The 26,486-nt window shown below is 63.8% G+C and carries 28 protein-coding genes; 24 read left to right on the top strand and 4 right to left on the bottom strand.

Annotation, left to right across the window (positions count from 1 at the left end; all coding sequences use genetic code 11):
- Nucleotides 1-18: 18 nt before the first annotated feature.
- A complete protein-coding gene (locus tag A6M56_RS23075) occupies nt 19-1,131 on the top strand; it encodes a S49 family peptidase (RefSeq protein WP_102079547.1) in 1,113 nt (370 codons plus the stop codon).
- Here the strand turns inward: A6M56_RS23075 and A6M56_RS23070 are convergent, their stop codons facing one another.
- Both A6M56_RS23070 and A6M56_RS23065 read right to left on the bottom strand, forming a co-directional pair.
- Nucleotides 1,132-1,863 (bottom strand): SAM-dependent methyltransferase, encoded by a 732-nt coding sequence (locus A6M56_RS23070; RefSeq protein ID WP_102079548.1) that lies wholly within the window; start codon nt 1,861-1,863, stop codon nt 1,132-1,134. It lies immediately after the preceding gene.
- Nucleotides 1,864-1,866: 3 nt separating this feature from the next.
- A complete protein-coding gene (locus A6M56_RS23065) occupies nt 1,867-2,463 on the bottom strand; it encodes a Maf-like protein (RefSeq protein ID WP_102079549.1) in 597 nt (198 codons plus the stop codon).
- Between the two features lie 181 nt (nt 2,464-2,644).
- Here A6M56_RS23065 and A6M56_RS23060 point away from each other — a divergent pair, with 181 nt between their 5' ends.
- The 22 genes from A6M56_RS23060 (at nt 2,645) to nagZ (ending at nt 22,402) form a co-directional block, all read left to right on the top strand.
- A complete protein-coding gene (locus A6M56_RS23060) occupies nt 2,645-3,181 on the top strand; it encodes a YceD family protein (RefSeq protein WP_102079550.1) in 537 nt (178 codons plus the stop codon).
- Between the two features lie 112 nt (nt 3,182-3,293).
- Nucleotides 3,294-3,473: a 50S ribosomal protein L32 gene (rpmF, locus tag A6M56_RS23055; RefSeq protein WP_003268823.1), complete on the top strand. Its 180-nt coding sequence runs from the start codon at nt 3,294-3,296 to the stop codon at nt 3,471-3,473.
- 188 nt (nt 3,474-3,661) lie between these two features.
- On the top strand, nt 3,662-4,723 hold the full coding sequence (gene plsX, locus A6M56_RS23050) for a phosphate acyltransferase PlsX (protein WP_045786458.1): 1,062 nt from the start codon (nt 3,662-3,664) through the stop codon (nt 4,721-4,723).
- Nucleotides 4,724-4,760: 37 nt separating this feature from the next.
- On the top strand, nt 4,761-5,741 hold the full coding sequence (locus A6M56_RS23045; protein WP_045786459.1) for a beta-ketoacyl-ACP synthase III: 981 nt from the start codon (nt 4,761-4,763) through the stop codon (nt 5,739-5,741).
- A gap of 39 nt (nt 5,742-5,780) precedes the next feature.
- Nucleotides 5,781-6,710 (top strand): ACP S-malonyltransferase, encoded by a 930-nt coding sequence (gene fabD, locus A6M56_RS23040; RefSeq protein ID WP_045786460.1) that lies wholly within the window; start codon nt 5,781-5,783, stop codon nt 6,708-6,710.
- Nucleotides 6,711-6,724: 14 nt separating this feature from the next.
- Nucleotides 6,725-7,474 (top strand): 3-oxoacyl-ACP reductase FabG, encoded by a 750-nt coding sequence (fabG, locus tag A6M56_RS23035; protein ID WP_102079551.1) that lies wholly within the window; start codon nt 6,725-6,727, stop codon nt 7,472-7,474.
- A gap of 187 nt (nt 7,475-7,661) precedes the next feature.
- Nucleotides 7,662-7,901, top strand: coding sequence for an acyl carrier protein (gene acpP / locus A6M56_RS23030; protein WP_008644813.1), 240 nt, complete (start codon nt 7,662-7,664; stop codon nt 7,899-7,901).
- Nucleotides 7,902-8,014: 113 nt separating this feature from the next.
- Nucleotides 8,015-9,247 carry a beta-ketoacyl-ACP synthase II gene (gene fabF / locus A6M56_RS23025; RefSeq protein ID WP_102079552.1) on the top strand — a complete coding sequence of 411 codons (1,233 nt, stop codon included), beginning with the start codon at nt 8,015-8,017 and terminating at the stop codon, nt 9,245-9,247.
- 606 nt (nt 9,248-9,853) lie between these two features.
- Nucleotides 9,854-10,453 carry an RNA polymerase sigma factor RpoE gene (rpoE, locus tag A6M56_RS23020; protein WP_021195369.1) on the top strand — a complete coding sequence of 200 codons (600 nt, stop codon included), beginning with the start codon at nt 9,854-9,856 and terminating at the stop codon, nt 10,451-10,453.
- A gap of 106 nt (nt 10,454-10,559) precedes the next feature.
- The gene (locus tag A6M56_RS23015) at nt 10,560-11,192 is read left to right on the top strand and encodes a sigma-E factor negative regulatory protein (RefSeq protein WP_045786463.1); all 633 of its coding nucleotides are present in this window, start codon (nt 10,560-10,562) and stop codon (nt 11,190-11,192) included.
- Between the two features lie 11 nt (nt 11,193-11,203).
- Nucleotides 11,204-12,310 (top strand): MucB/RseB C-terminal domain-containing protein, encoded by a 1,107-nt coding sequence (locus A6M56_RS23010; RefSeq protein ID WP_045787829.1) that lies wholly within the window; start codon nt 11,204-11,206, stop codon nt 12,308-12,310.
- A 79-nt stretch (nt 12,311-12,389) separates the two neighbouring features.
- Complete coding sequence (locus A6M56_RS23005) at nt 12,390-13,898, top strand: DegQ family serine endoprotease (protein ID WP_045786464.1); 1,509 nt, start codon at nt 12,390-12,392, stop codon at nt 13,896-13,898.
- A complete protein-coding gene (locus A6M56_RS23000; protein WP_045786465.1) occupies nt 13,895-14,200 on the top strand; it encodes a glutaredoxin family protein in 306 nt (101 codons plus the stop codon). The genes A6M56_RS23005 and A6M56_RS23000 overlap by 4 nt, the downstream gene beginning before the upstream one ends.
- A gap of 173 nt (nt 14,201-14,373) precedes the next feature.
- Entirely contained in the window at nt 14,374-16,170 is a 1,797-nt protein-coding gene (lepA, locus tag A6M56_RS22995) for a translation elongation factor 4 (RefSeq protein ID WP_045786466.1), read from the top strand.
- A gap of 56 nt (nt 16,171-16,226) precedes the next feature.
- A complete protein-coding gene (lepB, locus tag A6M56_RS22990) occupies nt 16,227-17,120 on the top strand; it encodes a signal peptidase I (protein ID WP_045786467.1) in 894 nt (297 codons plus the stop codon).
- Nucleotides 17,121-17,185: 65 nt separating this feature from the next.
- Nucleotides 17,186-17,554: a DUF4845 domain-containing protein gene (locus tag A6M56_RS22985; RefSeq protein ID WP_045786468.1), complete on the top strand. Its 369-nt coding sequence runs from the start codon at nt 17,186-17,188 to the stop codon at nt 17,552-17,554.
- A gap of 1 nt (nt 17,555) precedes the next feature.
- Nucleotides 17,556-18,326, top strand: coding sequence for a ribonuclease III (gene rnc / locus A6M56_RS22980; protein WP_045786469.1), 771 nt, complete (start codon nt 17,556-17,558; stop codon nt 18,324-18,326).
- Nucleotides 18,327-18,334: 8 nt separating this feature from the next.
- A complete protein-coding gene (gene era / locus A6M56_RS22975) occupies nt 18,335-19,273 on the top strand; it encodes a GTPase Era (RefSeq protein WP_102079554.1) in 939 nt (312 codons plus the stop codon).
- A gap of 36 nt (nt 19,274-19,309) precedes the next feature.
- Nucleotides 19,310-20,131 (top strand): DNA repair protein RecO, encoded by an 822-nt coding sequence (recO, locus tag A6M56_RS22970; protein ID WP_102079555.1) that lies wholly within the window; start codon nt 19,310-19,312, stop codon nt 20,129-20,131.
- Nucleotides 20,128-20,919, top strand: coding sequence for a pyridoxine 5'-phosphate synthase (gene pdxJ, locus A6M56_RS22965; RefSeq protein ID WP_062739290.1), 792 nt, complete (start codon nt 20,128-20,130; stop codon nt 20,917-20,919). The genes recO and pdxJ overlap by 4 nt, the downstream gene beginning before the upstream one ends.
- Nucleotides 20,916-21,356 (top strand): holo-ACP synthase, encoded by a 441-nt coding sequence (gene acpS / locus A6M56_RS22960; protein WP_062739288.1) that lies wholly within the window; start codon nt 20,916-20,918, stop codon nt 21,354-21,356. The genes pdxJ and acpS overlap by 4 nt, the downstream gene beginning before the upstream one ends.
- Nucleotides 21,353-22,402: a beta-N-acetylhexosaminidase gene (gene nagZ, locus A6M56_RS22955; RefSeq protein ID WP_062739286.1), complete on the top strand. Its 1,050-nt coding sequence runs from the start codon at nt 21,353-21,355 to the stop codon at nt 22,400-22,402. The genes acpS and nagZ overlap by 4 nt, the downstream gene beginning before the upstream one ends.
- Nucleotides 22,403-22,471: 69 nt before the next feature.
- Here nagZ and efp read toward each other — a convergent pair whose 3' ends face one another.
- On the bottom strand, nt 22,472-23,041 hold the full coding sequence (efp, locus tag A6M56_RS22950; RefSeq protein WP_045787830.1) for an elongation factor P: 570 nt from the start codon (nt 23,039-23,041) through the stop codon (nt 22,472-22,474).
- A 124-nt stretch (nt 23,042-23,165) separates the two neighbouring features.
- Nucleotides 23,166-24,356, bottom strand: a complete 1,191-nt coding sequence (gene earP, locus A6M56_RS22945) for an elongation factor P maturation arginine rhamnosyltransferase EarP (RefSeq protein WP_102079556.1) — start codon at nt 24,354-24,356, stop codon at nt 23,166-23,168.
- An 89-nt stretch (nt 24,357-24,445) separates the two neighbouring features.
- Here earP and uvrC point away from each other — a divergent pair, with 89 nt between their 5' ends.
- Nucleotides 24,446-26,419 carry an excinuclease ABC subunit UvrC gene (gene uvrC / locus A6M56_RS22940; RefSeq protein WP_102079557.1) on the top strand — a complete coding sequence of 658 codons (1,974 nt, stop codon included), beginning with the start codon at nt 24,446-24,448 and terminating at the stop codon, nt 26,417-26,419.
- Nucleotides 26,420-26,486 lie beyond the last annotated feature (67 nt).

The raw sequence follows: 26,486 nt of genomic DNA, 5'->3' as shown, positions 1-26,486 counted from the left end.
CAATTTTTCTTGCTGCCTATGAACGACCCGATTCCCACGAAAGGGCCCGACCGCACACCGGATGACGGTGCGGGCAAGCCCGAAGCCCTAGAAATCACTCAGCACGCCGATCACCCGCTGGAAGCCGAGCTACGCGATCCGGCCGCGGGAAAGCCGGCAGCCGGTCCTGCGGGCGCCGCATCGTCGCAGGCGGGCGGTTGGGAGCGCGAGGTGCTGGAAAAGGTCCTGATGGCGACCATCCGTGAACAACGCGCCGCGCGCCGCTGGCGGATCTTCTTCCGATTCGTGACGCTCGGGATCATCGGGGTGCTCTTCTACGCCTTCGCAAGCTTCGAGGGCGAGACCGTCAGCACCGGCCGCCATACGGCGCTGGTGACGCTCGACGGCGAGATCGCCGCCAATACGAACGCGAGCGCAGAAAACATCAACGCGTCGCTGCAGGCTGCCTTTGCTGACAGCAACACGGTCGGTGTGATCCTGAAGATCAATTCCCCGGGCGGCTCGCCCGTGCAGGCCGGCATGATCAACGACGAGATCCGCCGCCTGCGCGCGAAGCACAAGAACATCCCGCTGTATGTGGTGGTGGAAGAGATGTGCGCCTCCGGCGGGTACTACGTGGCGGCGGCTGCCGACAAGATCTATGTCGACAAGGCGAGTATCGTCGGCTCGATCGGCGTACTGATGGATGGCTTCGGCTTTACCGGCCTGATGGACAAGGTGGGCGTAGAGCGCCGTCTGCTCACTGCCGGTTCAAACAAAGGGATGCTCGATCCGTTCTCGCCCGTGCAGCCGCAGCAGAAACAGTACGCCCAGGAGATGCTCGACCAGGTGCACCAGCAGTTCATCGACGTGGTCAAGCAGGGGCGCGGCAACCGCCTGAAGGATGATCCGACCCTGTTCACCGGCCTGTTCTGGACCGGTGCGAAGGCGGTCGACCTGGGGCTCGCCGATGCCATCGGCAGCGCCGATTTTGTCGCGCGCAGCGTCCTGAAGGCCCCGGATGTCGTCGATTACACCGTCAAGGAAAACTTCGCCTCGCGTGTGGCGCGCAAGCTCGGCACCGCGATCGGCGCCGGCGCGGTGAAGGCGCTGGCCAACACGGGTCAGCTCAAGCTGCTGATAAAGGAGTAATCAGCGCGCCAGCAGCGAAAAGATCGCCGGCCGCTTGTGCAGGTCGATGCGGTCGGTGCGCCAGTCGCTCACGGGTAGCGTGACGACCTGCTCCCTGGGCAGCGTCAGGTCCACGGCAATCGACAAGAGCGTACCGGGCGCGCAGGCCGCCTGGATGGCATCGAGCAGCGCGCCGTTGCGGTACGGCGTCTCGATGAACACCTGGGTTTGCCCCACCGAGCGGGACAACTGTTCGAGCGCCCGCAGCCGGGTCTTGCGTTCGCCGGCATCGACAGGCAGGTAGCCGTTGAACGCAAAGCTCTGGCCGTTCAGACCGGACGCCATCACCGCGAGCAGGATGGAGCTCGGCCCGACCAGTGGTTTGACGCGGACGCCGTGCCGATGCGCAAGGCGCACGAGATTCGCGCCCGGATCGGCCACCGCCGGTACCCCGGCTTCTGACATGAGCCCTGCATCCTGCCCCGCAATCACCGGCGCCAGGAGCGCTTCGAGCTCCGAATCAGGCGTCTTGACGTTCAGTTCACGGATCGTGATGTCCTGCATTGGTCGCGCCAGCGGCGTGGTTTCGCTCAGTTTCTTGAGCAGCGCGCGCGCCGTCTTGGCGTGTTCGGCAACAAAATAATCGAGCCGCGCAGTGATCTGCTGAACACCAGCGGGAATCACGTCGGGCAGCGGGTCGGCTGCATCGCGCGGGCCGAGCGTGTTTGGAATGAGGTACAGCGTGCCGGCCATGGCTTATACGAAGAGCGGGTAATGCACGTTGCGCAGCATGCTGGTCAGCGCGATCAGCGGCAGGCCGACGAGGGCGGTCGGGTCCGACGATTCCACGCGTTCCAGCAGGGCAATGCCCAGCCCTTCGGATTTCGCGCTACCGGCTACGTCGTACGGGTGCTCCAGGTGCAGGTACGCGTCGAGTTCCTCGTCGGAGAGGTTACGGAACGTTGCCAGCGTCCGAATATCGTCGCTCTGGTGCTGGCCGGTGCGGCCGTCGTACAGGCACAACGCGGAATGGAATGTGACGGTGCGGCCACGCATCCAGCGCAGTTGTGCCAGCGCTCGGATGTGATCGCCAGGCTTGCCGACCTGTTTGCCGTCCAGCGTGGCGACCTGGTCCGACCCGATCACCAGCGCGCCGGGATGCACGGCAGCAACTTTCTCCGCTTTCTGACGGGCCAGTCGGAGGGCGGTCTGATCCGGTGATTCGCCTGGCGCGGGCGTCTCGTCGATGTCCGGCACCACGATCTCGAACGGCAGGCGCAGGCGTTCCAGCAGCTCCCGCCGGTAAGGGGAACTGGAGGCGAGAATCAGCGGCGGGCGCGAGGCAGAAGTCATAAGTGCTTGAAGATGCAGTGGATTTCGAGCGAAAACCTTTTGACGGCAGAGGTTTTTGATCGCTATAATCCCGCGTTTCGCGGTTTGGCCGCGCAGTGTCGCAAACCGGGCGCCGTGGCGCAAGGTGCGGCGCGCATCCGGTTCCGTGCATCAACAGCAACGCGTTTGGCAGGTTCGATCCGTGGATTTTCGTGCATTCGATCTTTTCGCGTTCATCCGCAGTGGTGAGCGGGCGAGCGGCACGGTCAATCTGACTGAAATGCCGCGTCTGCTGGCTGAGCAGGCGGCAGACGCCCCCGTTGACGCCGATACGCGGTTCCGTTGGCAGATGCAGGGCGCGATCCGCGAAGAAGCCACGGCGGGCGAGTCGGCCCGTCAGCGTCTCTTCGTCGATCTCGAGGTCGATGGCTCGGTCTGGCTGCAGTGCCAGCGCTGCCTGAAGGCTTATGAGCAGCCGTTGCCAATGCGCACGCGTCTGGAAGTCGTTCGCTCCGAAGCGGAGGCCGATGCGGCTCCGTTGGACGACGACGAGGCGGATGTCATCGTCGGTTCGCGCACCTTCGATCTGATCACGCAGATCGAAGACGAACTGCTGCTGGCGCTGCCGGTGTCGCCGCGTCATGCTGTCTGTCCGGAAGGAATCCTGCCGGAAGACGTCGAACCCGAGAAAGAGCCGTCGCCGTTCGCGGTGCTGGCCAACCTGAAAACCAAACATTAGGCGCGCGCAATTGCGCGGGCTGATGGCAGTCCGTTTCACACGCCTACCGGAATGGCTACGCTCCGGCTCCGTGTGATGTGATAAAATCGATCAAATTGCTTAGGAGTCAGTCATGGCTGTTCAACAAAACAAGAAGTCGCCGTCCAAGCGCGGCATGCATCGTTCGCACGATTTCCTGACGACGGCCCCGATCGCTGTCGAGCCGACCACCGGCGAAGTGCACCTGCGTCACCACGTGAGCCCGAACGGCTACTATCGCGGCCGCAAGGTTGTGAAGACCAAGAACGACTGATGCGTTTTGCCAGTCCTCTGGCAAGCGTGTCCGGTTGGTCTGAACGCGAAGATTCATGATGCAAACAAAAAAGCGGCAAGCGAATTTGCCGCTTTTTTGCTGAACGGAGTCCGGCAGAGCGTACGGGTTTGTGTACCATACGCGCGCCAACGGCCGGAGCCGCACGTGAAACCGCAACTCAGACTCGCATGACCATCAAGCTTGCCATCGACTGCATGGGTGGTGATCACGGCGTTGGCGTGACGATCCCTGCAGCGATCCAATTCCTCGCCGCACACGAAGACGTCGAAATGCTGCTCGTCGGGCAGCCCGATGCCATTGCGGCGCAGCTCAAGCGCCTACACGCCACCGCGAACCCGCGCGTCCATGTCGTTGCCGCCTCCGAGGTGGTGTCGATGGATGACCCCGTCGAGATCGCGCTGCGCAAGAAGAAAGATTCGTCGATGCGCGTGGCCATCAATCAGGTCAAGGACGGTGCTGCGCAGGCGTGTGTTTCTGCCGGCAACACCGGTGCGCTGATGGCCGTGTCGCGTTACGTCCTCAAGACGCTGGACGGCATTGATCGCCCGGCCATCGCCACCGCCATCCCGAACGAGAAGGGCGCCGGCACCACGGTGCTCGATCTTGGCGCCAATGCCGACTGCGAGCCCGCGCACCTGCTGCAATTTGCGCAGATGGCGTCGGCGATGGTGTCGGTGGTCGAGCAGAAGCCGCGCCCGACGGTCGGCCTGCTCAACATCGGCGAAGAGGTCATCAAAGGCAACGAGGTGGTCAAGCAGGCCGGTGAGCTGCTGCGCGCCTCCGATCTGAACTTCTTCGGCAACGTCGAAGGCAACGATATCTTCAAGGGCACGACCGACATCGTCGTCTGCGACGGTTTTGTCGGGAACGTCGCGCTCAAGAGCACCGAAGGTCTCGCCAAGATGATCGGCGAGATGCTGCGTGAGGAGTTCAGCCGCTCCTGGTTCACCAAGCTGCTTGCCCTGGTGGCGCTCCCGGTGCTGTCACGCTTCAAACGCCGCGTGGACCATCGGCGCTACAATGGCGCCGCGCTGCTCGGCTTGCGTGGTCTGGTCATCAAGAGCCACGGCTCGGCCGATGCCTACGCGTTTGAATGGGCCATCAAGCGGGCTTACGACGCCGCGGCCAACGGCGTGATCGCCCGCATTGCGCAGGCTTTCGAATCGCACCACGACGCAGCCGGTGCTGCGCTCGTCTCTACGTCCACTCCGGCCGCCGACGCCGCCTGAACGCGTCGCCTCCGAGTCAGATTTCACCCCACCGCACATGACACGTTTCGCAAGGATCATCGGTACGGGCAGCTACCTGCCGCCCAAGCGGGTCACCAATGACGAACTGGCGGCCCAGCTGGCCGAGAAGGGCATCGAGACCAGCGATGAATGGATCGTCTCGCGCAGCGGCATCCGCGCACGCCATTTTGCTGAGCCCGATGTCGCGTGCAGCGATCTGGCCGTGAAGGCAGCCGAGCGCGCCATCGAAGCAGCCGGCATCGATCGCGCCGAACTCGATTTGATCCTGGTGGCGACGTCCACGCCGGATTTCGTCTTCCCGAGCACCGCCTGCCTGGTGCAGCAGAAGCTCGGCATCAGCAACGGTTGCGCCGCATTTGACGTGCAGGCGGTCTGTTCCGGCTTCGTCTACGCGCTGTCGACAGCCGACAAGTTCATCCGCTCGGGCGCGTACCGCAACGTGTTGGTGATCGGCTCCGAGGTCTTCTCGCGCATCATCGATTTCAACGATCGCACCACGTGCGTGCTGTTCGGTGATGGTGCCGGCGCCGTGGTACTGCAAGCGTCCGACGAGCCGGGCATCCTGTCGACCGCCCTGCATGCCGACGGCAGCCACGCAAACATCCTCTGCGTGCCGGGCAACGTGGCCGCAGGTGCGATTCAGGGTAGCGCCTTCCTGTACATGGACGGCCAGGCCGTGTTCAAGCTGGCCGTGACCGTGCTCGACAAGGTCGCACGCGAGGCGTTGGCAGCGGCTGAACTGGACGCTTCGCAGGTTGACTGGCTGATTCCGCACCAGGCCAACATCCGCATCATGCAGGGCACGACCAAGAAGCTGGGTCTTTCGAACGAGCGCCTCATCGTGACGGTGGATGAGCACGGCAATACGTCAGCCGCTTCGATTCCGCTTGCACTCGACGTCGCCGTGCGCGACGGCCGTATCCAGCGCGGCCATCACGTGATGCTCGAAGGCGTGGGCGGCGGCTTTACGTGGGGCGCTGCGTTGCTGCGCTTCTGATCTCCCGATCGACGATTTCCAGAACACACAATACGAGCCATGACATTCGCTTTCGTCTTTCCCGGCCAGGGTTCGCAATCGGTCGGCATGCTGAATGCCTTTGCCGACCACGCCGCCGTCAAGGAAACGCTGGCTGAAGCCTCGGACGCGCTGGGCCAAGACATCGGCAAGCTGATTGCCGAAGGTCCGGCTGAAGAATTGAACCTGACGACTAACACGCAGCCGGTCATGCTGACGGCCGCAGTGGCCGTCTACCGTGCGTGGCAGGCGGCGGGCGGCCCGGCGCCCACCGTCGTGGCCGGCCATAGCCTCGGCGAGTATTCAGCACTGGTTGCCGCAGGCGCCATCGCATTCAAGGATGCCGTGCCGCTGGTGCGCTTTCGCGCGAAGGCGATGCAGGAAGCCGTGCCGGTGGGCGAGGGCGGCATGGCCGCGATTCTCGGCTTGTCGGATGATGATGTGCGCGCCGCCTGCGCTGAAGCGTCTGCCGCAGGCGTGGTCGAGGCGGTGAACTTCAACGCCCCGGCCCAAGTCGTGATTGCCGGTGCCAAGGCCGCCGTCGAAAAGGCTTGCGAAATCGCCAAGGCCAAGGGTGCCAAGCGTGCGCTGCCGCTGCCGGTGTCGGCGCCGTTCCATTCGTCGCTGCTCAAGCCGGCATCCGATCGCCTGCGCGAGTATCTGGCCAACGTGGCGGTCAGTGCGCCCGCCATTCCGGTCATCAACAACGTAGACGTCGCCATCGTCAATGATCCGGCTGCCATCAAGGACGCGCTGGTGCGCCAGGCCGCTTCGCCGGTGCGCTGGGTCGAGACGGTGCAGAAGATGAAGGCTGACGGTGTCACCCGCGTGGTCGAGTGCGGTCCGGGCAAGGTGCTGGCGGGCCTGACCAAGCGTATCGACGGCGACATCGTCGGTGATGCGATCTTCGATCCGGCTTCGCTGGAAGCCGTGCTGGGCCAACTCAAATAATCAACGGGATCCGTATGACCCAAGCATTGAACAACCAGGTCGCGCTCGTCACGGGCGCTTCGCGCGGCATTGGCCGTGCCATTGCGCTGGAACTGGCGCGCCAGGGTGCGACGGTGGTCGGCACGGCCACGTCGAAGGGCGGTGCGCAGGCCATCACGGCTTACTTTGCCGAAGCCGGCCTGAAGGGCGCGGGCGTGGTGCTCAACGTGAACGACGCCGCGCGCTGTGAAAGCGTCATTGACGAAACCATCAAGACGCATGGCGGGCTCAACATCCTCGTCAACAATGCCGGCATCACGCAGGACAACCTTGCGATGCGCATGAAGGATGAGGAGTGGGTCTCCGTCATCGATACGAACCTCTCCGCGGTGTTCCGCCTCTCGCGCGCCGTGCTGCGCCCGATGATGAAGGCGCGCGGCGGTCGCATCATCAACATCACGTCGGTGGTAGGGTCGGCGGGCAACCCGGGCCAGGCCAACTACGCGGCGGCCAAGGCTGGTGTGGAGGGCATGGCGCGCGCACTGGCCCGCGAGATCGGCAGCCGCAATATCACGGTGAACTGCATCGCGCCGGGCTTTATTGATACCGACATGACGAAGGTTCTGTCGGAGGAGCAACATACCGCGCTGAAGGCGCAGATTCCGCTGGGCCGCCTGGGTGCGCCCGAGGACATCGCCAGCGCGGTCGCCTTCCTGGCGTCGCCGGCGGCGGGCTACATTACGGGCTCGACGCTGCACGTCAACGGCGGCATGTACATGGGATAAGGAAGCCGTCCCGGCGGTGGTTGTGCGGGGCCTTGCGCATGCGCAGGTTCGTGCAAAATCACTGAATTAACAGGCTTTTAGCATCATATTGGGCGCAGTTCTTGCATGGTTTCCGGCGCGGTTTTTCGCCACGCAAACCTGCTAGAATGCGCGCACTTTTTGTCGAATACTTCCCTGGAGGGTTTACATGGACAACATCGAACAACGCGTCAAGAAGATCGTCGCGGAACAACTCGGCGTGGCCGAAGCTGACATCAAGAATGAATCGTCGTTCGTGAACGATCTGGGCGCGGATTCGCTCGATACGGTTGAGCTGGTGATGGCGCTGGAAGACGAGTTCGGCATGGAAATCCCGGACGAAGAAGCTGAAAAGATCACCACGGTGCAGCAAGCCATCGACTACGCTACCGCCCACGTCAAGGCCTAAGCGTCAATCGATCTCTTGACATCGCGGGCCACAGAAAGGGCGGTTGTCCGGCTTGACCGGGTGGCGCGCTTTCTGTGGCCTTTGTCGCTGATACAGAGTTGCAGGAAAGCATAGTGAGCCGTCGTCGCGTCGTCGTAACCGGCCTGGGGCTGGTTTCTCCGGTAGGAAACTCGGTCGCCGAGGGGTGGGCCAATCTGGTCGCCGGCAAGTCCGGGATCGCCACCGTCACCAAATTCGATCATTCCAACCTGGCCGTGCACTTCGCTGGTGAAGTGAAGGGTTTCAACGTCGAGGACTACATCTCGGCCAAGGACGCCCGCCAGATGGATACGTTCATCCACTACGGTATTGCTGCCGGCGTGCAAGCGCTCAAGGACAGCGGCCTGGAGGTGAACGAGGCCAATGCCGAGCGCATTGGCGTGCTGGTTGGGTCTGGCATCGGCGGTCTGCCCATGATCGAGGACACGCATGCCACATACATGGAGCGTGGTCCGCGCCGGATTTCACCGTTCTTCGTGCCGGGTTCAATCATCAACATGATCTCGGGCCATCTGAGCATCATGTTCGGCCTGAAGGGCCCGAACCTGGCAGCCGTTACGGCGTGTACGACGGGCCTGCACAGCATCGGCCTGGCGGCGCGCCTGATCCAGGCCGGCGATGCCGACGTGATGGTGGCCGGCGGCGCAGAATCCACGGTGTCGCCGTTGGGTATCGGTGGCTTTGCCGCAGCGCGGGCGCTGTCTACCCGCAATGATGATCCTGCGACGGCATCTCGCCCCTGGGACAAGGATCGCGACGGCTTCGTCCTGGGCGAGGGCGCTGGCGTCATGGTGCTCGAAGAGTACGAGGCGGCAAAGGCGCGGGGCGCCAAAATCTACGCCGAGGTCGCGGGCTTCGGCATGAGCGGTGACGCGTTCCACATGACGGCGCCGAACATGGACGGCCCGCGCCGCTGCATGTTGGCAGCTCTGCGTGATGCCGGCATCAACGCCGATCAGGTGCAGTATCTGAACGCGCACGGCACCTCCACGCCGCTCGGTGACAAGAACGAAAGCGACGCCATCAAGGCCGCCTTTGGCGACCATGCCAAGAACGTCGTCGTGAACTCGACCAAGTCCATGACCGGCCACTTGCTGGGCGGTGCGGGCGGCCTGGAGTCGGTGTTCACGGTGCTGGCGCTTCACCACCAGGTGTCGCCGCCGACCATCAACATCTTCAACCAGGACCCGGAGTGCGATCTCGATTACTGCGCCAACACCGCGCGTGACATGAAGATCGACGTGGCCGTGAAGAACAATTTCGGCTTCGGCGGCACCAACGGCACGCTGGTGTTCAAGCGTCCTTAGGGCGCCTCGGCACGCGGTCACCGGGTGATTGCCTGCCGCGGAGCGATCTGCCCTTGGTTGTTCAGCATTTCGTTTTTTCAGCGCGGTATCGGCACTTGACTGCGGCGAGCCGATTCGCTCTGGCGAGTGCGATCCTGTCTGTGGTGGCGTGGCTCGCATGCGCGTGGGGTGAAGCGCTGCCGTTTCCCGTATGGCTCTGCATTGGTGGTCTCGCAGTGGCGGCTTGCGTCACGCTGATTGACAATCGGACGCCGCTCGAGATGGAACTGATGTGGCGCGCCCGCCTCAAAGAAGGCGGGGAGCCGGGAACGCCCGTGTGGCAGGTCCGCTTGAAGACCGGCAAAGCGCTCCGAAATGCGCTTCTGCTATGGTGTTGGCCGCTTGGCGAGCGCGTTCTGGTGATGGGTGTCGCTCACGGTGGGTGGTGCCCACAGATCCTGGTGCTGTCGCCGCCATGGTGTGCTGCCAGGCAATTACGTCGTACGCGAAGTCTGTTGCGCCTCGGGCCGCCATCGGCAGCTTCTGGGGCAGGCAGTGTGTCGTAGGTAAAATACAACGTTTCCCAGTCATAAAAATTCAAGGCGATACACTGCAGGTGAAGAATCCGTGAGCGAGCGCGAAGCCGACCAGATCCTCGTCGAGCGCGTCCAGCAAGGCGACAAGCGGGCGTTTGAGCTGCTGGTGGTCAAGTACCATCGCAAGATCATCCGTCTCGTTTCACGCCTGATCCGAGACCCGGCGGAGGTGGAGGATGTGGCACAGGATGCCTTTATCAAGGCCTACCGTGCACTACCCCAGTTCCGGGGCGAATCCGCGTTCTACACGTGGCTGTATCGCATCGCCGTCAATACAGCCAAGAATTACCTGGCGACGCAGGGCCGGCGCCCCGAATCGTCCAGCGACATCGACACCGAAGAGGCTGAAACTTTTGCCGACGGTGAACAACTAAGGGATATCAATACGCCGGACTCCATGCTGCATACCAAGCAGGTCGCCGAAACGGTGAACCGTGCAATGGAAGCGCTGCCCGAGGAATTGCGCACTGCAATTACGCTGCGGGAGATCGAGGGTCTGAGCTATGAGGAAATCGCCGAGGCGATGGAATGCCCGATCGGCACCGTCCGGTCCCGCATCTTCCGGGCGCGCGAGGCGATTGCCGAGAAGTTGCGTCCTCTGCTTGGAACGGTGGAGGGCAAACGGTGGTAGCCAGCCGATATGAAAAGCCGGCGGCCGGAATGGCTGCAAACGGCGAAACCTCGGGAAGTCTTCTCTCGGATCGTTGATTGGACGTTGGAGTTTTTGGGGTCGGGAAATGGGTCAGGCTCAAATGCAGACGGCAGAAGCGGAGTTCGCGCAACGCATCTCCGCCTTGATGGACGGTGAAATCGCAGCGCACGAAGTGTCGTCTGCCGTGGATCTCGCGAAGGACGGAGAGGGCGCCGTGCACTGGCGCGAGTATCAGTTGATCGGCGATGTGCTCCGATCGGAGGACTTGCTCCACACCCGTTCTTCAGAAGACTTCCTCAAGCGGTTTTCGGCCAAGCTCGAGGCCGAGCCCCATCTGCTGGTGCCGGCAGTGGCGCAGCGGGCGCAAGCGCAAGAGAGGCACCGCTTCCTGGTCAGCCCTGCCTGGGTTCGCCGGATCGTGCCCTCGACTGCTGTGGCGGCGGCGGTGGCGGCCGTTAGCTGGGTCGTCGTGCCGCAGTTGCGCGGCCCGGCGGATGGCGCAGACGGCTCTCCCGCGCTGGTGGCCAAGGCCGCGCAAGGTGCCGATGCCCCGGCTGTGACCTTGGCTGCTGCCGATGCCACGCCGATGATTCGCGATGCCCGCCTGGACGAGTATCTGAGTGCGCATCGTCAGTCGGCGACCAACGGCATGGTGGTTCCATATCTGCGCGCAGTGGCCAATGGGGTGGCAAACACCCAGGACTCCAATCAGGAATAATGCGGGCATCCATGTCGAAGGTGTGGCACCCCGTTGCCGGGGCAGGCGCCCGCAAGCTCCAAGCCGTTCGTCGGTCCGTCTTTCTTCTCCTGTGTGTTTCCGCGCTCGCGACGGCGGCTCAGCAGCAACTTGAGCCCATGCCGCGCAAGGAGGCCGCTTCCTGGCTGGCCAAGATTCATCGCGCGGCGCTCAAGCAGAACTATGTCGGCACGCTCACGTATCAACGTGGCACTGGCATGCATTCCACGCGCATCCAGCATTACGCCGACCTCTTCAATAACGAGTTCGAGCGCATCGAGGCGCTGGACGGCAAGCAGCGCGAGATGCTGCGGCAGAACGATGTCGTTCGTAACCTCATCTATGACGTCAAGCTGGTCGTCACAGAGCGGCAGGAGCACAAGGACAGCTTCCCTGCGCTTCTGGCCACTACCAATGGCGACGTGCTCGACCAGTACGACATGCGCCAGCTGTCCCCGGAGCGGGTGGCGGGCATGGACTGCGAAGTCTTCCAGCTTGATCCCAAGGATGGGTTTCGCTATGCCTATCGCATCTGGGCGGAGCGCAACAGCGGTTTGCTGATGCGCGCCCAGACGATCGGCGAGGACGGAAAGGTTCTTGAGCAGGTGGCCTTTTCGCAGATTGCCTTGGGCGTGCCGTCGGAAAAGCAGAAGATTGTCTCCGCGCTCAAGAACCTGAGCGGCTGGAATCAGTACGAGGTGGTCACGCAGCCGACGAATCTGGCCGAGCAAGGCTGGACGATCGGCAATCCGGTCAAGGGGTTCCAGAAGATCCGCGAAGTGCGTCGCCCGCTCGGCGATATTGCGCCCGCCGGAAAGAACAGCCCGAGCTTCGAGGTGCAGCAGGTGGTATTCAGCGACGGGCTGGCCGGGTTGTCGCTGTTCATCGAACCCGTGTCTGAAAAACGTGCGCGGCGCGAAGGCTTCATCTCCCAGGGTGCGACCCATGTGATGGTGCGCCGCATCGGGGACTTCTGGCTGACGGTAGTCGGCGAAGTGCCGTTTGCTACCATCAAGCAATTCGGCTCGGCTGTGGAATACAAACCGGTTTCCGCCAACGCGGCCAGCGCGGCCGGTAAGCCGGCCGGCGCGCCGCAATAGCGTTCGCTGGCATCATCTTGGCTGCGTCGCAGGTTCCGCAGCGCCATTTCTCTACGTGTCTTTGTTTCGGGGAGCTCTCATGCGTACCGCTCGATCCGTTCACCGTTTGCGTCTGCTTTGCGTTGCTGCCGCGCTCGCGCTGGGCAGCGCGCTGACACCGGCTTATGCGCAGAACGCCACGGGCAGCGTGGCGACCGGCACCTATGGCTTGCCCGACTTTGCCGATCTGGTCGAGAAGGTCAGCCCCGCCGTGGTCAACATCCGCACGACCGAAAAAGTGCGGATGCAAGGCGGTCCGAGCGATGACGACATGGCGGAGTTCTTCCGCCGCTTCTTTGGCGTACCGATGCCCGGAATGCCTGGGCAAGGCCAGAAGCGCCGCAACGCACCGCCCCAGCAAGAAGAGGAGCAGAGTCGGGGCGTCGGCTCCGGCTTCATCATTTCCGGCGATGGCTACATCCTGACCAACGCGCACGTTGTCGAGGGCGCCGAGACGATCTATGTCACGCTGATCGACAAACGCGAGTTCAAGGCCAGGCTCATCGGCCTGGACAAGCGGACCGACGTGGCGCTCGTCAAGGTGGACGCGGCCGGCCTGCCCAGCCTGAAACTGGGCGACTCCGACAAGGTGCGCGTGGGCGAGTGGGTGCTGGCCATTGGCTCGCCGTTCGGCCTGGATAACACCGTCACGGCCGGTATCGTGTCGGCCAAGGGGCGCGATACGGGCGATTACCTGCCCTTCATCCAGTCTGATGTGGCTGTCAACCCCGGCAACTCCGGCGGGCCGCTGATCAACCTGCGTGGCGAGGTCATCGGTATCAACAACCAGATCTACAGCCAGAGCGGCGGCTACATGGGCATTTCGTTCTCGATCCCGATCGACGAAGCGATGCGTGTCGCTGAGCAGCTGAAGGCCCAGGGCCGCGTGACGCGCGGACGCATCGGCGTGGCCATCGACAATGTGCCGAAGGACGCGGCGGAATCGCTGGGCCTCGGCCGCGCTCGCGGCGCCTACGTGGGCAACGTCGAATCAGGTGGTCCGGCCGACAAGGCCGGCATCGAGGCGGGCGACATCGTCCTGAAGTTCAACGGCCGCGACATCGAGAAGGCGGGCGACCTGCAACGCCAGGTCGGCGAAACGAAGCCCGGCACCCGCGCCACCGTGCAGGTCTGGCGCAAGGGCGCGACGCGCGATCTGACCGTCACCGTGGCGGAGCTGCCCTCCGATACCAAGGTAGCCCAGCGCAATAAGGGCGCGCAACCCGACAACAGCCAGCAGGGCCCGGGCAAACCGAACGCACTGGGGCTGGTCGTCTCCGATCTGTCGGAAGGCGCTCATCGCGAGTTCAAGACGAAGGCCGGTGTCGAGGTGCAGGTCGCCGAGGGCCCGGCTGCACGGGTGGGCATCCGCCCAGGCGATCTGATCCTGCGTGTGGGCGACACCGATATCACGAGCGCGAAGCAATTCAACGAAGTGGTGGCCAAGCTCGACAAGAACCGCATGGTGGCCGTGTTCGTCCGCCGCGGGGACGCCACCCAGGTGGTGACGATGCGCCCCAGCACGGCCCGTTCGGGTAGCGGCCAGTGATTGAGCTCACGCTCTATGGCCGCACGTATTGCCATTTGTGCGACGACATGAAGAACGCGCTGGAGCCGCTCCAGCGCCGTTTTTCATTTGTGCTGCACGAAGTGGATGTGGACAGCGACCCCGCACTCGAAGACCGGTTTGGCGAGTGGGTGCCCGTGCTGATGACTGGCGGCCCAAACGCGCGGCCGGACGACGCGCACGAACTCTGCCATTACTTCCTCGACGCGCCGGTCGTGCAGGCGTGGCTGGCCGCGCAGACCGCCCCAGCCGCGCCGCAAAAAGAGCCGCGGGAAACCCCCTGAAATCCGGTAAAATCGCCGGTTAGCGCCGATTTTTGCAGTGCACGATGGTTCGTGCAGCAAACTCGGCTTGGAACTCAATACCTCCGCCCGCGCTGTCAATTTGCGCAGGCCGTGCCGGAACCGCTTCGCGCCCCGGTACACGCGCCCGGGATGGGCGCTTTTCGACGCATTCGATGGACAATATCCGCAATTTTTCGATCATCGCCCACATCGACCACGGCAAATCGACGCTGGCCGATCGCATCATCCAGTTGTGTGGCGGGCTTTCCGACCGCGAGATGGAAGCCCAGGTGCTGGACTCGATGGACATCGAGAAAGAACGCGGCATCACCATCAAGGCGCAGACCGCCGCGCTGTCCTACAAGGCGCAGGACGGCAAGGTCTACAACCTCAATCTGATCGATACCCCCGGGCACGTCGACTTCAGCTATGAAGTCAGCCGCTCGCTGTCCGCCTGTGAAGGCGCGCTGCTCGTCGTGGACGCGTCGCAAGGTGTGGAGGCGCAGACGGTTGCCAACTGCTACACCGCCATCGAGCTGGGCGTGGAAGTGGTGCCGGTGCTGAACAAGATCGATCTGCCTGCGGCCGATCCGGACAACGCCATCCAGGAAATCGAAGATGTGATCGGCATTGACGCGCAGGACGCGACGCGCTGCTCCGCCAAGACCGGTGTGGGCGTGGCCGACGTGCTTGAAGCGCTGATCGCCAAGGTGCCCGCGCCCAAGGGCGATCCCGACGCACCGCTGCAGGCGCTCATCATCGATTCGTGGTTCGACAATTACGTTGGCGTTGTGATGCTGGTGCGTGTGGTCAACGGCACGCTGCGCGCCAAGGACAAGGTGCTGCTGATGGCGACGGGCGCGCAACACCTCGTGGAGCAGGTGGGTGTGTTCTCACCGAAGTCGGTTACGCGGGAGTCGCTGTCCGCGGGGCAGGTGGGCTTCGTCATCGCCGGCATCAAGGAACTGAAGGCGGCCAAGGTGGGTGACACGATCACCCACGTCGCGCCGCGCAAGGCCGAGGCGCCGCTGCCCGGCTTCAAGGAAGTCAAGCCGCAGGTGTTTGCCGGCCTGTATCCGGTGGAGGCCAACCAGTACGAAGCGCTGCGCGAATCGCTGGAGAAGCTGCAGCTGAACGATGCCTCGCTGCAGTTCGAGCCGGAAGTGTCGCAGGCGCTGGGCTTTGGCTTCCGTTGCGGCTTCCTCGGCCTGCTGCACATGGAGATCGTGCAGGAGCGCCTGGAGCGCGAATTCGACATGGACCTGATCACCACCGCGCCAACGGTGGTCTACCAGGTCGTGCAGCGCGACGGTACCACAGTGCAGGTCGAAAACCCGGCGAAGATGCCCGACCCGAGCAAGATCGAGGCGATTCTCGAGCCGATCGTCACGGTGAACCTGTACATGCCGCAGGAGTACGTGGGCGCGGTGATCACGCTGTGCGAGCAGAAGCGCGGCACGCAGATCAACATGAGCTACCACGGTCGCCAGGTGCAGCTCACGTACGAGATTCCGATGGGGGAAATCGTGCTCGATTTCTTCGACCGGCTGAAGTCGGTATCGCGCGGGTATGCCTCGATGGACTACGAGTTCAAGGAATACCGCCCGTCCGACGTGGTAAAAGTCGACATGCTCATCAACGGCGACAAGGTCGATGCGCTTTCCATCATCGTGCACCGCTCCAACAGCGCCTACCGTGGCCGCGAAGTCGCCGCCAAGATGCGCGAGATCATCCCGCGCCAGATGTACGACGTCGCCATCCAGGCCGCCATCGGCAGTAACGTGATTGCGCGCGAGAACGTCAAGGCGTTGCGCAAGAACGTGCTGGCCAAGTGCTATGGCGGCGATATTTCCCGCAAGAAGAAGCTCCTCGAGAAGCAGAAAGAGGGCAAGAAGCGCATGAAGCAGGTCGGTACTGTTGAGATTCCGCAGGAGGCGTTTCTCGCCATCCTGCGGGTCGAAGAAAAATAACCCGGACACCGCTCGGACCGTTCAGACAAGCAGCGCTTCCTGCGCCTCTCTCATCCATGAACTTCGCTCTGATCCTGTTTGTTCTTGTCATCATCACCGGCATTGCGTGGGTGGCCGACAAGCTTGTGTTCCAGCGCCAGCGGCAGGCAGCGGCCGCCGCCGCGCTGGCCGAATTCGATGCGCGCGCGCAGGCGCAGATGCAGTATGGGGGCGCCGGCGATATCGGCACGGCACGCCTGCAGTTGGCTGAAGAGAAGCTGCGCCAGCCCTGGTGGTTGGAGTACACCGCGAGCTTCTTCCCGGTGATCGCCGCGGTGTTTCTGCTGCGCTCGTTCGTGATCGAGCCGTTCAAGATTCCGTCGGGCTCGATGATCCCCACGCTGCAGATCGGCGACTTCATCCTCGTCAACAAGTACACGTACGGGATCCGCCTGCCCATCATGAACAAGAAGATCGTGGAGCTGAACCAGCCGCAGCGCGGCGACGTAATGGTCTTCCGCTATCCGAAAGATGAATCGATGGACTACATCAAGCGCGTGATCGGGGTGCCGGGTGATGTCGTGACGTACAGCAACAAGCGCCTGACGGTGAACGGCCAGCCTGCCACCTATGCCGCGCAGCCTGACTACCTCGACGGTGAAAGACTGACGTACTCGAAGCAGTATCAGGAGACGCTCGGCGACGTCACCCACAACATCCTGAACGATGCCGATCGCCCGGCCTACGTGTCCGGCCCGGACGATTTTCCGTTCCGCGAAAACTGCACTTACAATCAGGCCGGCTTCACCTGCAAGGTACCTGCAGGTCACTATTTCATGATGGGCGATAATCGCGACAATAGCGCGGACTCCCGTTACTGGGGGTTCGTGCCGGATAAGAACATCGTCGGGAAGGCGTTTTTCATCTGGATGAATCTGGGCGATCTCAAGCGGATCGGCAGCTTTCATTGATCCAGATAAGTGATTTTTTCGCCGCTTATTCCAGCACGCAGCAATTGCACAACGGGGGACATGCAATGCGGAATCGTCAGGCCGGTCTGAAACGCCAGTCGCGCGGGATTACCATGTTTGGCATCCTGATCGGCATCATCGTGCTGATCACGTTCGTGTTACCGGCGGTTCGGTCTATTCCGAGCCTGATGGAATACCAGGCGATCACCCGTGCCGTAAAGCAGGCGCGCGAGCGTGCTGCCACGCGTGAAGACATCGTGGCAGCGTTCGACAAGCAGGCCGCCATTGACGACATCACCTCGATCAAGGGCGACGATCTGGAAGTGCTGGACGGCGGTGGGTCGATCCAGGCGGTGCGCTTCTCGTACAAGCGCGAGGTGCCGCTGTACGGCCCCATCGGTCTGGTGATCACCTATTCGGGGACCCAGCGTTGACATGAGTCTGGATGCATTGCAGCAACGCCTTGGCTACCGCTTCAGCAAACCGGAGTTGCTGCAGCAGGCGCTCACGCATCGCAGCCACAGCGCGATGCACAACGAGCGCCTGGAATTTCTTGGCGATTCGATCCTGAATTGCGCCGTTGCCGACATGCTCTACGGCATGTTTGGCAAGTTGGATGAAGGCGATCTTTCGCGCGTGCGGGCCAACCTGGTCAAGCAGCAGGCGTTGTACGAGATCGCGCAGATGCTGCAGCTGCCGGACGCATTGCGGCTGGGCGAGGGCGAGCTGAAAAGCGGCGGTTTCCGCCGGCCTTCGATTCTTGCCGACGCGCTGGAAGCCATCTTTGGAGCGGTCTTCCTGGACGGCGGCTTTGATGCCGCCCGTACGCTGATCCGCAAGCTGTACATCCCCATCCTGGAGCAGGTCGATCCGCGCACACTGGGCAAGGACGCCAAAACGCTGCTGCAGGAGTATCTGCAAGGCCACAAGATTGCGCTTCCGCTTTACGCGGTGGTCGCCACCCACGGCGCGGCGCATAATCAGCAATTCGAAGTCGAGTGCACGATCCCGAAGCTGGAGATTCGCGTCTCCGGCAGCGGGGCATCGCGCCGCGCGGCCGAACAATCGGCGGCCAAGCTGGCCCTGGAAGAAGCGCATCGCCTCGTGCCGCAGCTCCTCAAGCGCAGCCGCGCCGAGCGCACCGGCAAGACGCGCAAGCAGGCCACGCCGCCCGATCCGCAGTTGTCTCTCAGGTTGAAGGAATAATCAGGTAAATGAGCGACACCCCATTGCAGCCTCCGCACCCAGAGTCTGGCGTGCCGGAGGGGTTCCGCTGCGGCATGGTCGCCATCGTTGGGCGGCCGAACGTCGGCAAATCCACGCTGATGAACGCCCTCGTGGGCCAGAAAGTCAGCATCACATCGCGCAAGGCGCAGACCACCCGCCACCGCATCACGGGCATTCAGACGACGGATGACGCCCAGTTCGTCTTCGTCGATACGCCGGGCTTCCAGACGCGCCATGCCACCGCGCTGAACCGTTCGCTGAACCGGGCGGTCACGTCCACGCTTACGTCGGTGGATGCGGTGTTGTTCGTGGTCGAGGCCGGCCGCTATGGCCCGGACGATGAGAAAGTGCTCTCGCTGCTGCCTCGCGAGACGCCTGTCATCCTCATCGTCAACAAGGTCGACCGGCTCGATGCCTACACGCGTGCGGAGATGGTCGCCGTATTTCTGCAGGAGATGTCGCAGGTGTTTCCGTTCCAGGAAATCGTGCCGATGTCGGCCAAGAACCGCGACGACATCCTGCGCCTGCTCGGCATCGTGCGGCCCTATCTGCCCGAAGGCGAGCCGATGTACGACCCCGAAGCGCTTACCGACCGTAGCGAGCGCTTCCTCGCCGCGGAGATCGTCCGCGAAAAAGTCTTCCGCTGGACCGGCGACGAGCTGCCGTATTCCAGTACCGTCGTCGTCGACAAGTTCGAGACCGAAGGCCGCCTGCGGCGCGTGTTCGTCACCATCCTGGTCGACCGCGATGCGCACAAGGCGATGATCATCGGCGCCAAGGGCGCCAAGCTCAAGCAGATCTCCACCGAAGCCCGCATGGACATGGAAAAGCTGTTCGACGGCAAGGTGTATCTGGAGGTCTGGATCAAGGTCAAGAGCGGTTGGGCGGACAACGAGGCCGGCCTGCGCGCCTACGGCTACGAGTAACGGCGCGAGCCCTCAGCCGTTTTCCACACACAGTCGATGGCGGGACGATCCGATCCGATTCCGGATGAAGCCGCGGAATGGCTCGCCGAGGAGGGCATTGCCGGCGCCGCGCCGCGCAAGAGCTTTCCCGCCGGGCGCTCGGAGACCCGCGTGGCGGCGCAGCCGGCGTTCGTGCTGCACAGCTATCCGTATCGTGAAACCAGCCTGATCATCGACGTCTTCACGCCCGACTACGGACGGATGGCGCTCGTTGCGAAGGGCGCGAAGCGGCCGCATTCTGCGCTGCGTGCAGTGCTGCAGACGTTTCAGCCCCTGTCGCTGTCATGGAGCGGCCGCGGCGAGGTACGCACGCTCACGCGCGCCGAGTGGGTTGGCGGCATGGTGCCGCTGGGCGGAGAGGGGCTGCTCTCGGGCTTCTACCTGAACGAATTGCTCGTCAAGTTCGTGGCGCGCGAAGACGGGCACCCTGTGTTGTTCGCGCATTACGTTGAAACGCTCAACAAGCTCGCCCATGGCGAGCCGGCCGCCTTTACGCTGCGTGCATTCGAGCGCGTGCTGTTGCGCGAGACCGGCTTTGCCGCCCGGCTCGACCGTTGCATCGACGGAGAACCGGTGCAGGCCGATGGCGAATACGTCTATCACCCCGAGCGTGGCATCCGGCGCGCGCTGCCGAGTGATCCGTCGTCGTGGCCCGTGCTGCGCGGCCAGACGCTGATCGACATGGAACGCGACGATTACGCCTCGCGCCCCACGACCGCCCAGCAGAGCCGCAGCCTGATGCGATTCCTGCTGCATTATCATTTGCAGGGCACGCCGCTTTCGACGCGCCAGATCCTGATCGACTTGCAGAAACTATGATCTTTCATGCCTCGCCGGGGGTCATCGACCTGGGCATCAACATCGACCACGTCGCCACGCTGCGCAACGCGCGCGGCACCACTTACCCGGACCCGATCGCCGCGGCGCTGCTTGCCGAAGAGGCCGGCGCCGACCTCATCACGCTGCATTTGCGGGAAGACCGTCGCCACATCAAGGACGCCGACGTCCGCGCACTGCGCCCGCAACTGCGCACGCGCATGAATCTGGAGTGCGCGGTCACGCAGGAGATGCTCGATATCGCCTGCGACATCGGTCCGCAAGATGTCTGTCTCGTGCCGGAACGTCGCCAGGAAGTCACCACTGAAGGCGGTCTCGATGTGGTGGGCGGCTTTGCCAAGGTTCAGGCGGCGTGCAAGCAGCTGGCAGACGCCGGCATCCGCGTATCGCTGTTCATCGATCCGGATGCGGAGCAGATCGAAGCCGCTGCCGCCGCCGGCGCGCCCGTCATCGAACTGCACACCGGCCGCTACGCCGAAGCCACAGATCCCGCCGAGGTGAAGGCAGAGCTCGTGCGCATCGAAACGGCCGTGGAAGAGGGCATTCGGTGGGGCGTCCGAGTCAATGCCGGGCACGGCCTGCACTACACGAACGTGCAGCCGATCGCGGCCATTGCCGGTATCCATGAACTGAACATCGGCCACGCCGTCGTCGCGCATGCCGTATTTGCCGGCTGGCAGAACGCCGTGCGCGAGATGAAGGCGATCATGGTTGCGGCGCGGCTGTCGTCGACGACGCCCGCGGCGGCACATCCAGGCGTGCCGGTATGAACGCGCCGGCCGCGGCTTCGGTATCCGGTGCCATCTACGGCATCGGCACCGACATCATCCAGATCGAGCGCGTGGAAGGCGTGATGCAGCGGACCAACGGCCGCTTTGCCGAAAAGGTGCTCGGCCCCGATGAGCTGCGCGTCTATCACGCCCGCAAGGCACGCTCTGAGCGCCGGGGCCTCGCGTTTCTGGCCACGCGCTTTGCTGCCAAGGAAGCCGTGTCCAAGGCCATTGGCCTTGGCATGCGCTGGCCGATGACATGGCGCGCGGTGCAGACGCTCAACTTGCCCTCCGGCCAGCCGGTGGTGCGCTACAGCGGCGAACTGGCCGACTGGATCGCGCAGCACGGCCTCCATATCCAGATCAGCGTGACGGACGAGCGCGACTACGCAGTCGCCTTTGCCGTCGCCGAGTTGCAAACGAAACCCACCGCATGACTCAAACCAACAAGCAGAAGCGCCCCGGCCCGATCGTCCTGGATGTCGCCGGTCTTGAACTGGGCCCGGACGACGTCCGCCGCGTCGCTCACCCGCTGACGGGCGGCGTGATCCTGTTCGCGCGCAACTTTGAATCGCGCGCCCAGTTGACGGCGCTCACGCGAGCGATCCGCGCGGTACGTGACGACGTGCTCATCTGCATCGACCACGAAGGTGGCCGCGTGCAGCGTGCCAAGACCGACGGCTTCACGCACCTCCCGGCCATGGGCGCGCTCGGGCGATTGTGGGATGCCGACGTGCTGTCCGCCACGCGCGCCGCCACGGCCTGCGGCTACGTGCTCGCCGCCGAACTGCGCGCCTGCGATATCGACCTCAGCTTCACGCCCGTGCTGGATCTCGACTATGGCAACAGCAGCGTGATTGGCGACCGCGCCTTCCACCGTGACCCGCGCGTGGTGACGATGCTGGCCAATCATCTGACGCTGGGCCTCCGACTGGCGGGCATGTCGAACTGCGGCAAGCATTTCCCCGGTCATGGCTTTGTCCAGGCCGATTCGCACATTGCCGTGCCGGTGGACGAGCGCCCGCTCGAGGCGATCCTCGCGGATGACGCCCAGCCCTACGGCTGGATGGGCATCGGTCTGCAATCGGTGATGCCAGCGCACGTGATCTACTCGGCGGTGGACCCGAACCCGGCGGGCTTCTCGCGCTTCTGGCTGCAGGACATGCTGCGCACGCATTTCAACTTCGACGGCGTGATCTTCAGCGACGACCTCAGCATGGAAGGCGCAAGCGTCGCAGGCTCGGTGGTGGACGGTGCGCGCGCGGCGCTTACCGCCGGCTGCGACATGGTGCTGATCTGCAACGCACCTGACAAGGCCGATCGGCTGCTGAATGAGCTCGACGTGAAGATGGACAAGACTTCACAGCGCCGCGTGCGGCGGTTGTTTGGTGGCAAGGCGGCCAAGGACTGGGCGAAGCTGCAGCAGCAATCCGCCTACCGGCAGGCGCTGCGTACGCTACGCGAGGCCAGGCTCATTGCATGACGCCACGCCAAACCGGCGGCAACAAAAAAGGCAGCGCGAAGCTGCCTTTTTTGTCGCTGCGGCGCCGTCTTACTTGGCGCGGCTGCGGTACTCGTCGGTACGCGTGTCGATTTCGATCTTGTCGCCCGTGTTGCAGAACAGCGGCACCTGGATCACGAAATCCTTGTTGTCGTTGATCTGTGCGGCCTTCAGCACCTTGCCCGACGAGGTGTCACCCTTCACGGCCGGCTCGGTGTAGACGATTTCGCGGACAACCGTGGTCGGCAGTTCGACCGAGATGGGGCTGTCGTTGTACAGCGTCACTTCCACCTGCATGCCGTCTTGCAGGTAGTTCAGTGCGTTGCCCATGTTCTCGGCGTCGACTTCGTACTGCTCGCCGGTACTCATGTTCATGAAGACATACCGCGTGCCGTCGAAGTACGAGTACTCGGCTTCCTTCTTGTCGAGGATGACCTGCTCGAACTTGTCGTCAGCGTTGAATACCGATTCGCTGCCTGCACCCGTCAGCAGGTTCTTGTACTTCATCTTGATCACGGCGCCCGAACGGCCCGAACGGCTGTACTCGGTCTTGAGCACGACCATGGCGTCGTTGCCGATCATGAACACGTTGCCTGCGCGGAGTTCTTGCGCGATCTTCAAGGCCATTTCTAAATCTTCCTGAAAAGTAAGAGGGGTCGATGCGCGCCAAGCAACGATGCAACCGCGCGAGTCCCTCAGGTCGCGCGAACCAGGTCAGAGCCGGGGCCGCATGGTGAACAGCCCGCTATTTTACCTGTTTTTCGCAGAAAGCCACCAAATTCGCGGCGAGATCGCCAAGTTGCGCGAGAGACCGCTCCCACGTGGCGGCCCGTGCGCGCAGGCGCGGGGCCGCGGCTGCCAGGCCGCTCCAGTCGAGCCGGGCCGGCGTGCCGTTCCAGGCGTGCCAGAAAGCCGTCAGCGTTGCCGCGTCGGGCTCGGACAGGGCCGGCGTGTAGCGGGTCAGAAAGGCGTCCAGCTTGGCCAGGTGGACGCCATCGGTTTGCGGGTAGATGTGCCACACGAACGGCTTCAGCGCCCATTGGGCGCGCACGAACGAATCTTCGCCGCGGACAAAGTTGATGTCGCACGCCCACAGGAGCGGATCGTAGTGCTCCTGCGCAACGAACGGCACGACGGCGACAGTCAGGTTGCCGCGCGTCCACCGCGCCCCGGTCCTGGCCGCGGTACCGCCCAGCAGGTCGGCGATCTGCGTTGCGGCGAGGCCCTCGGGCACCAGGCAGATCACCGGCTGGGGCGATGCCTCCCACTGGGCGACCAGCGCCGGCAGCGCCGCATTGGAGTACGCGAACAGGCTGACGCGCAGCGCATCGGGCTGTTCGCGCGTCAGGTCATCCACCCCGAGTCGATGCCATAACGCGTGGTGGGCCGCCGGGCTGGCGTCGAAAGCTGCGCGCTGGGCGCCGAGGTGCGATTCGCGCAGCACGCCGCCGGTGTTCGGCGCAAAGCCAGGAAAGAAGAAATGCTTGACCAGCGGCAGGCGCGGATGTGGCGACTGCATCGCGTGGTACTCGGACACCCACTGTTCCGCGCTGAGGTATTCGAGGTTGATCCACACCGGCGCAGCACCGCGCGCGGCCAACTCCGCCATGTGCCCGAGCATGGGTTCCGGCGCCGCGCAGGCGAAGGCTTCGACCACCACGTCATGCGGCGCAGGGTGTGCATCGGCGGCAAGGAGTGCGGCAACCTGTGCATCGTCGCCCCAATGGCGAATGTCGACCCCCGAGACGCGCTGCGCCTCGGCCTTGACGTCCACTGCAGGGCAGAGTTTTTCGAACGCGCGCAGATCATCGACCCACAGGCGGACCGTGTGACCGTGCTCCTGCGCGAGCTGGCGGGCCAGGCGCCAGCACACGCCGATGTCGCCGTAGTTGTCGACGACGCGGCAGAAGATGTCCCAGGACGTGATGGTGCGCATGCGGCAGGCGAGAGAGCGAAGACGGTGACCGGCCGCCATTGTAGTCGGCCGCTTGTTCTACACTGACGGCCTCTGACCCAGCGAACGCCATGCCGTCCGACCCCACGCAATCCGATACCGCCAAGACGCCCGAGAGCGTCGAGCCTGCCGTGCCCGCGAATGTGCCGGAATTCGATGCAAAGGCGCACATCGCGCGCCTGCCGAACCTGCCGGGCGTGTACCGCTATTTCGACGCGCAGGGCAACGTGCTCTACGTGGGCAAGGCGCGCGACCTCAAGAAGCGCGTCTCCAGCTACTTCAACAAGACGCTGCTGTCGCCGCGCATTGCCATGATGGTGGCGAAGATCGCGCGCATCGAGACCACCGTCGTGCGCAGCGAGGCCGAGGCGCTGCTGCTGGAGAACAACCTCATCAAGGCGCTGGCGCCACGCTACAACATCCTCTTTCGCGACGACAAGTCGTACCCGTATCTGAAGCTCACGCAGCATGCGTATCCGCGCATGGCGTATTACCGCGGCGCGACGGATCGCAAGCACCAGTACTTCGGCCCGTTCCCGAGCGCGCATGCGGTACGCGAGAGCATGCAGATCCTGCAGAAGGTGTTTCAGCTGCGCACGTGTGAAGACACCGTCTTCAACAACCGCACGCGGCCGTGCCTGCTGCACCAGATCCACCGCTGCAGCGGCCCGTGCGTGCAGGCGATCAGCCCCGAGGATTACGCCCGCGACGTCGCCAACGCCGCCGGTTTCCTGCAAGGCCGTCAGGATGAGGTCATGCAGACGCTGCAGGACAAGATGCAGCGCTATGCCGAGGCGCTCGAGTTCGAGCAGGCCGCCGTCGTGCGCGATCAGATCGGGGCGCTGTCGACGGTGCTCAAGCAGCAGTCGGTGGAGGAGGTCGGCAACGCTAGCGACATCGACATCCTGGCCGTGGCGATCAAGGGCGGCCACGCGTGCGTGAACCTCGCGATGGTGCGCGGGGGGCGGCACCTGGGCGACAAGGCCTACTTCCCAGTGCACGTCGAAGAAGGGGCTGCCATCGTCAGCGTGGATGTGGAAGCGGATGGCGAAGCGGCAACCGAAGCGCCGCGCGACACCGAACGCATGGCCAGCGACATCCTGGAGGCCTTCATCGCGCAGCATTACCTTGACCAGTTCGTGCCCCCGGTGCTGGTGGTGAGCCACCCGATCCATGCCACCGAGCTGATCGATGCGCTGGCCGAGCAGGCAGGGCGTCGCATCTCGGTCGTGCGTCAACCGCAGGGTGGGCGCCGCGCCTGGCTGGAGATGGCCGAGAAGGGCGCCGAGCTCTCGCTGATGCGGCGGCTCTCCGAACAGGGCAGCCAGCACGCGCGCACCCGCGCATTGGCCGAGACCATCGGCATCGATCTCGAAGACCTGGCCGCGCTGCGCGTCGAATGCTTCGACATCAGCCACACCGCCGGCGAGGCCACGCAGGCGTCGTGCGTGGTGTTCCACAGCCACGCCATGCAGAACAGCGAATACCGTCGCTACAACATCCAGGACATCACCCCCGGCGACGACTACGCAGCCATGCGGCAGGTCCTCACGCGCCGCTATCAGAAGATCGTCGAGCAGGCCGGCGAAGACGCGCCGAACATGCCCAATATCGTCTTGATCGACGGCGGCAAGGGGCAGGTGGAAGTCGCGCGCCAGGTGTTCGAAGAACTGGGTCTCGACATCGGCCTGCTGGTCGGCGTGGCCAAGGGCGAAGGCCGCAAGGTCGGCTTGGAGACGCTGGTCTTTGCCGATGGCCGCCCCTCGTTGGAGTTGGGGCAGGGCAGCGCGGCGCTGATGCTGGTCGCGCAGATCCGCGACGAGGCGCACCGTTTTGCCATCACCGGCATGCGAGCCAAGCGGGCCAAGGCGCGCAACACCTCGCGGCTCGAAGAGATCGAAGGCATTGGCGCCAAGCGCCGGCAGCGGCTGCTGGCGCGCTTCGGCGGCCTGCGCGGCGTGATGGCTGCCAGCGTCGACGAGCTGGCCTCCGTTGAAGGCATCTCTCAGACGCTGGCCGAAGAAATCTACCGTCAGCTGCACTGATCGGCGACAATGCCGCATCGTTGCCGCGCCGGCCCAGGCCTGCGCGGCGGTCGTCCTCTCGATCTGC

Source organism: Ralstonia sp. RL (genome assembly GCF_001683835.1).
Classification (GTDB): domain Bacteria; phylum Pseudomonadota; class Gammaproteobacteria; order Burkholderiales; family Burkholderiaceae; genus Ralstonia; species Ralstonia mannitolilytica.
Note: the sequence above shows the minus strand (reverse complement) of the source record. Positions and strands in the feature narration are given on the sequence as shown.

What these genes read in the sequence shown, in the direction of transcription:
- fabG (WP_102079551.1), top strand. Translation starts at nt 6,725, where the DNA reads ATGACCCAAGCATTGAACAACCAGGTCGCGCTCGTCACGGGCGCTTCG.
- lepB (WP_045786467.1), top strand. Translation starts at nt 16,227, where the DNA reads ATGAACTTCGCTCTGATCCTGTTTGTTCTTGTCATCATCACCGGCATT.
- era (WP_102079554.1), top strand. Translation starts at nt 18,335, where the DNA reads ATGAGCGACACCCCATTGCAGCCTCCGCACCCAGAGTCTGGCGTGCCG.
- rpmF (WP_003268823.1), top strand. Translation starts at nt 3,294, where the DNA reads ATGGCTGTTCAACAAAACAAGAAGTCGCCGTCCAAGCGCGGCATGCAT.
- recO (WP_102079555.1), top strand. Translation starts at nt 19,310, where the DNA reads ATGGCGGGACGATCCGATCCGATTCCGGATGAAGCCGCGGAATGGCTC.
- acpS (WP_062739288.1), top strand. Translation starts at nt 20,916, where the DNA reads ATGAACGCGCCGGCCGCGGCTTCGGTATCCGGTGCCATCTACGGCATC.
- rnc (WP_045786469.1), top strand. Translation starts at nt 17,556, where the DNA reads ATGAGTCTGGATGCATTGCAGCAACGCCTTGGCTACCGCTTCAGCAAA.
- pdxJ (WP_062739290.1), top strand. Translation starts at nt 20,128, where the DNA reads ATGATCTTTCATGCCTCGCCGGGGGTCATCGACCTGGGCATCAACATC.
- A6M56_RS23015 (WP_045786463.1), top strand. Translation starts at nt 10,560, where the DNA reads ATGGGTCAGGCTCAAATGCAGACGGCAGAAGCGGAGTTCGCGCAACGC.
- A6M56_RS23070 (WP_102079548.1), bottom strand. Translation starts at nt 1,863, where the DNA reads ATGGCCGGCACGCTGTACCTCATTCCAAACACGCTCGGCCCGCGCGAT.
- fabD (WP_045786460.1), top strand. Translation starts at nt 5,781, where the DNA reads ATGACATTCGCTTTCGTCTTTCCCGGCCAGGGTTCGCAATCGGTCGGC.
- A6M56_RS23075 (WP_102079547.1), top strand. Translation starts at nt 19, where the DNA reads ATGAACGACCCGATTCCCACGAAAGGGCCCGACCGCACACCGGATGAC.
- lepA (WP_045786466.1), top strand. Translation starts at nt 14,374, where the DNA reads ATGGACAATATCCGCAATTTTTCGATCATCGCCCACATCGACCACGGC.
- acpP (WP_008644813.1), top strand. Translation starts at nt 7,662, where the DNA reads ATGGACAACATCGAACAACGCGTCAAGAAGATCGTCGCGGAACAACTC.
- A6M56_RS22985 (WP_045786468.1), top strand. Translation starts at nt 17,186, where the DNA reads ATGCGGAATCGTCAGGCCGGTCTGAAACGCCAGTCGCGCGGGATTACC.
- earP (WP_102079556.1), bottom strand. Translation starts at nt 24,356, where the DNA reads ATGCGCACCATCACGTCCTGGGACATCTTCTGCCGCGTCGTCGACAAC.
- A6M56_RS23065 (WP_102079549.1), bottom strand. Translation starts at nt 2,463, where the DNA reads ATGACTTCTGCCTCGCGCCCGCCGCTGATTCTCGCCTCCAGTTCCCCT.
- A6M56_RS23005 (WP_045786464.1), top strand. Translation starts at nt 12,390, where the DNA reads ATGCGTACCGCTCGATCCGTTCACCGTTTGCGTCTGCTTTGCGTTGCT.
- A6M56_RS23010 (WP_045787829.1), top strand. Translation starts at nt 11,204, where the DNA reads ATGTCGAAGGTGTGGCACCCCGTTGCCGGGGCAGGCGCCCGCAAGCTC.
- uvrC (WP_102079557.1), top strand. Translation starts at nt 24,446, where the DNA reads ATGCCGTCCGACCCCACGCAATCCGATACCGCCAAGACGCCCGAGAGC.
- A6M56_RS23045 (WP_045786459.1), top strand. Translation starts at nt 4,761, where the DNA reads ATGACACGTTTCGCAAGGATCATCGGTACGGGCAGCTACCTGCCGCCC.
- nagZ (WP_062739286.1), top strand. Translation starts at nt 21,353, where the DNA reads ATGACTCAAACCAACAAGCAGAAGCGCCCCGGCCCGATCGTCCTGGAT.
- plsX (WP_045786458.1), top strand. Translation starts at nt 3,662, where the DNA reads ATGACCATCAAGCTTGCCATCGACTGCATGGGTGGTGATCACGGCGTT.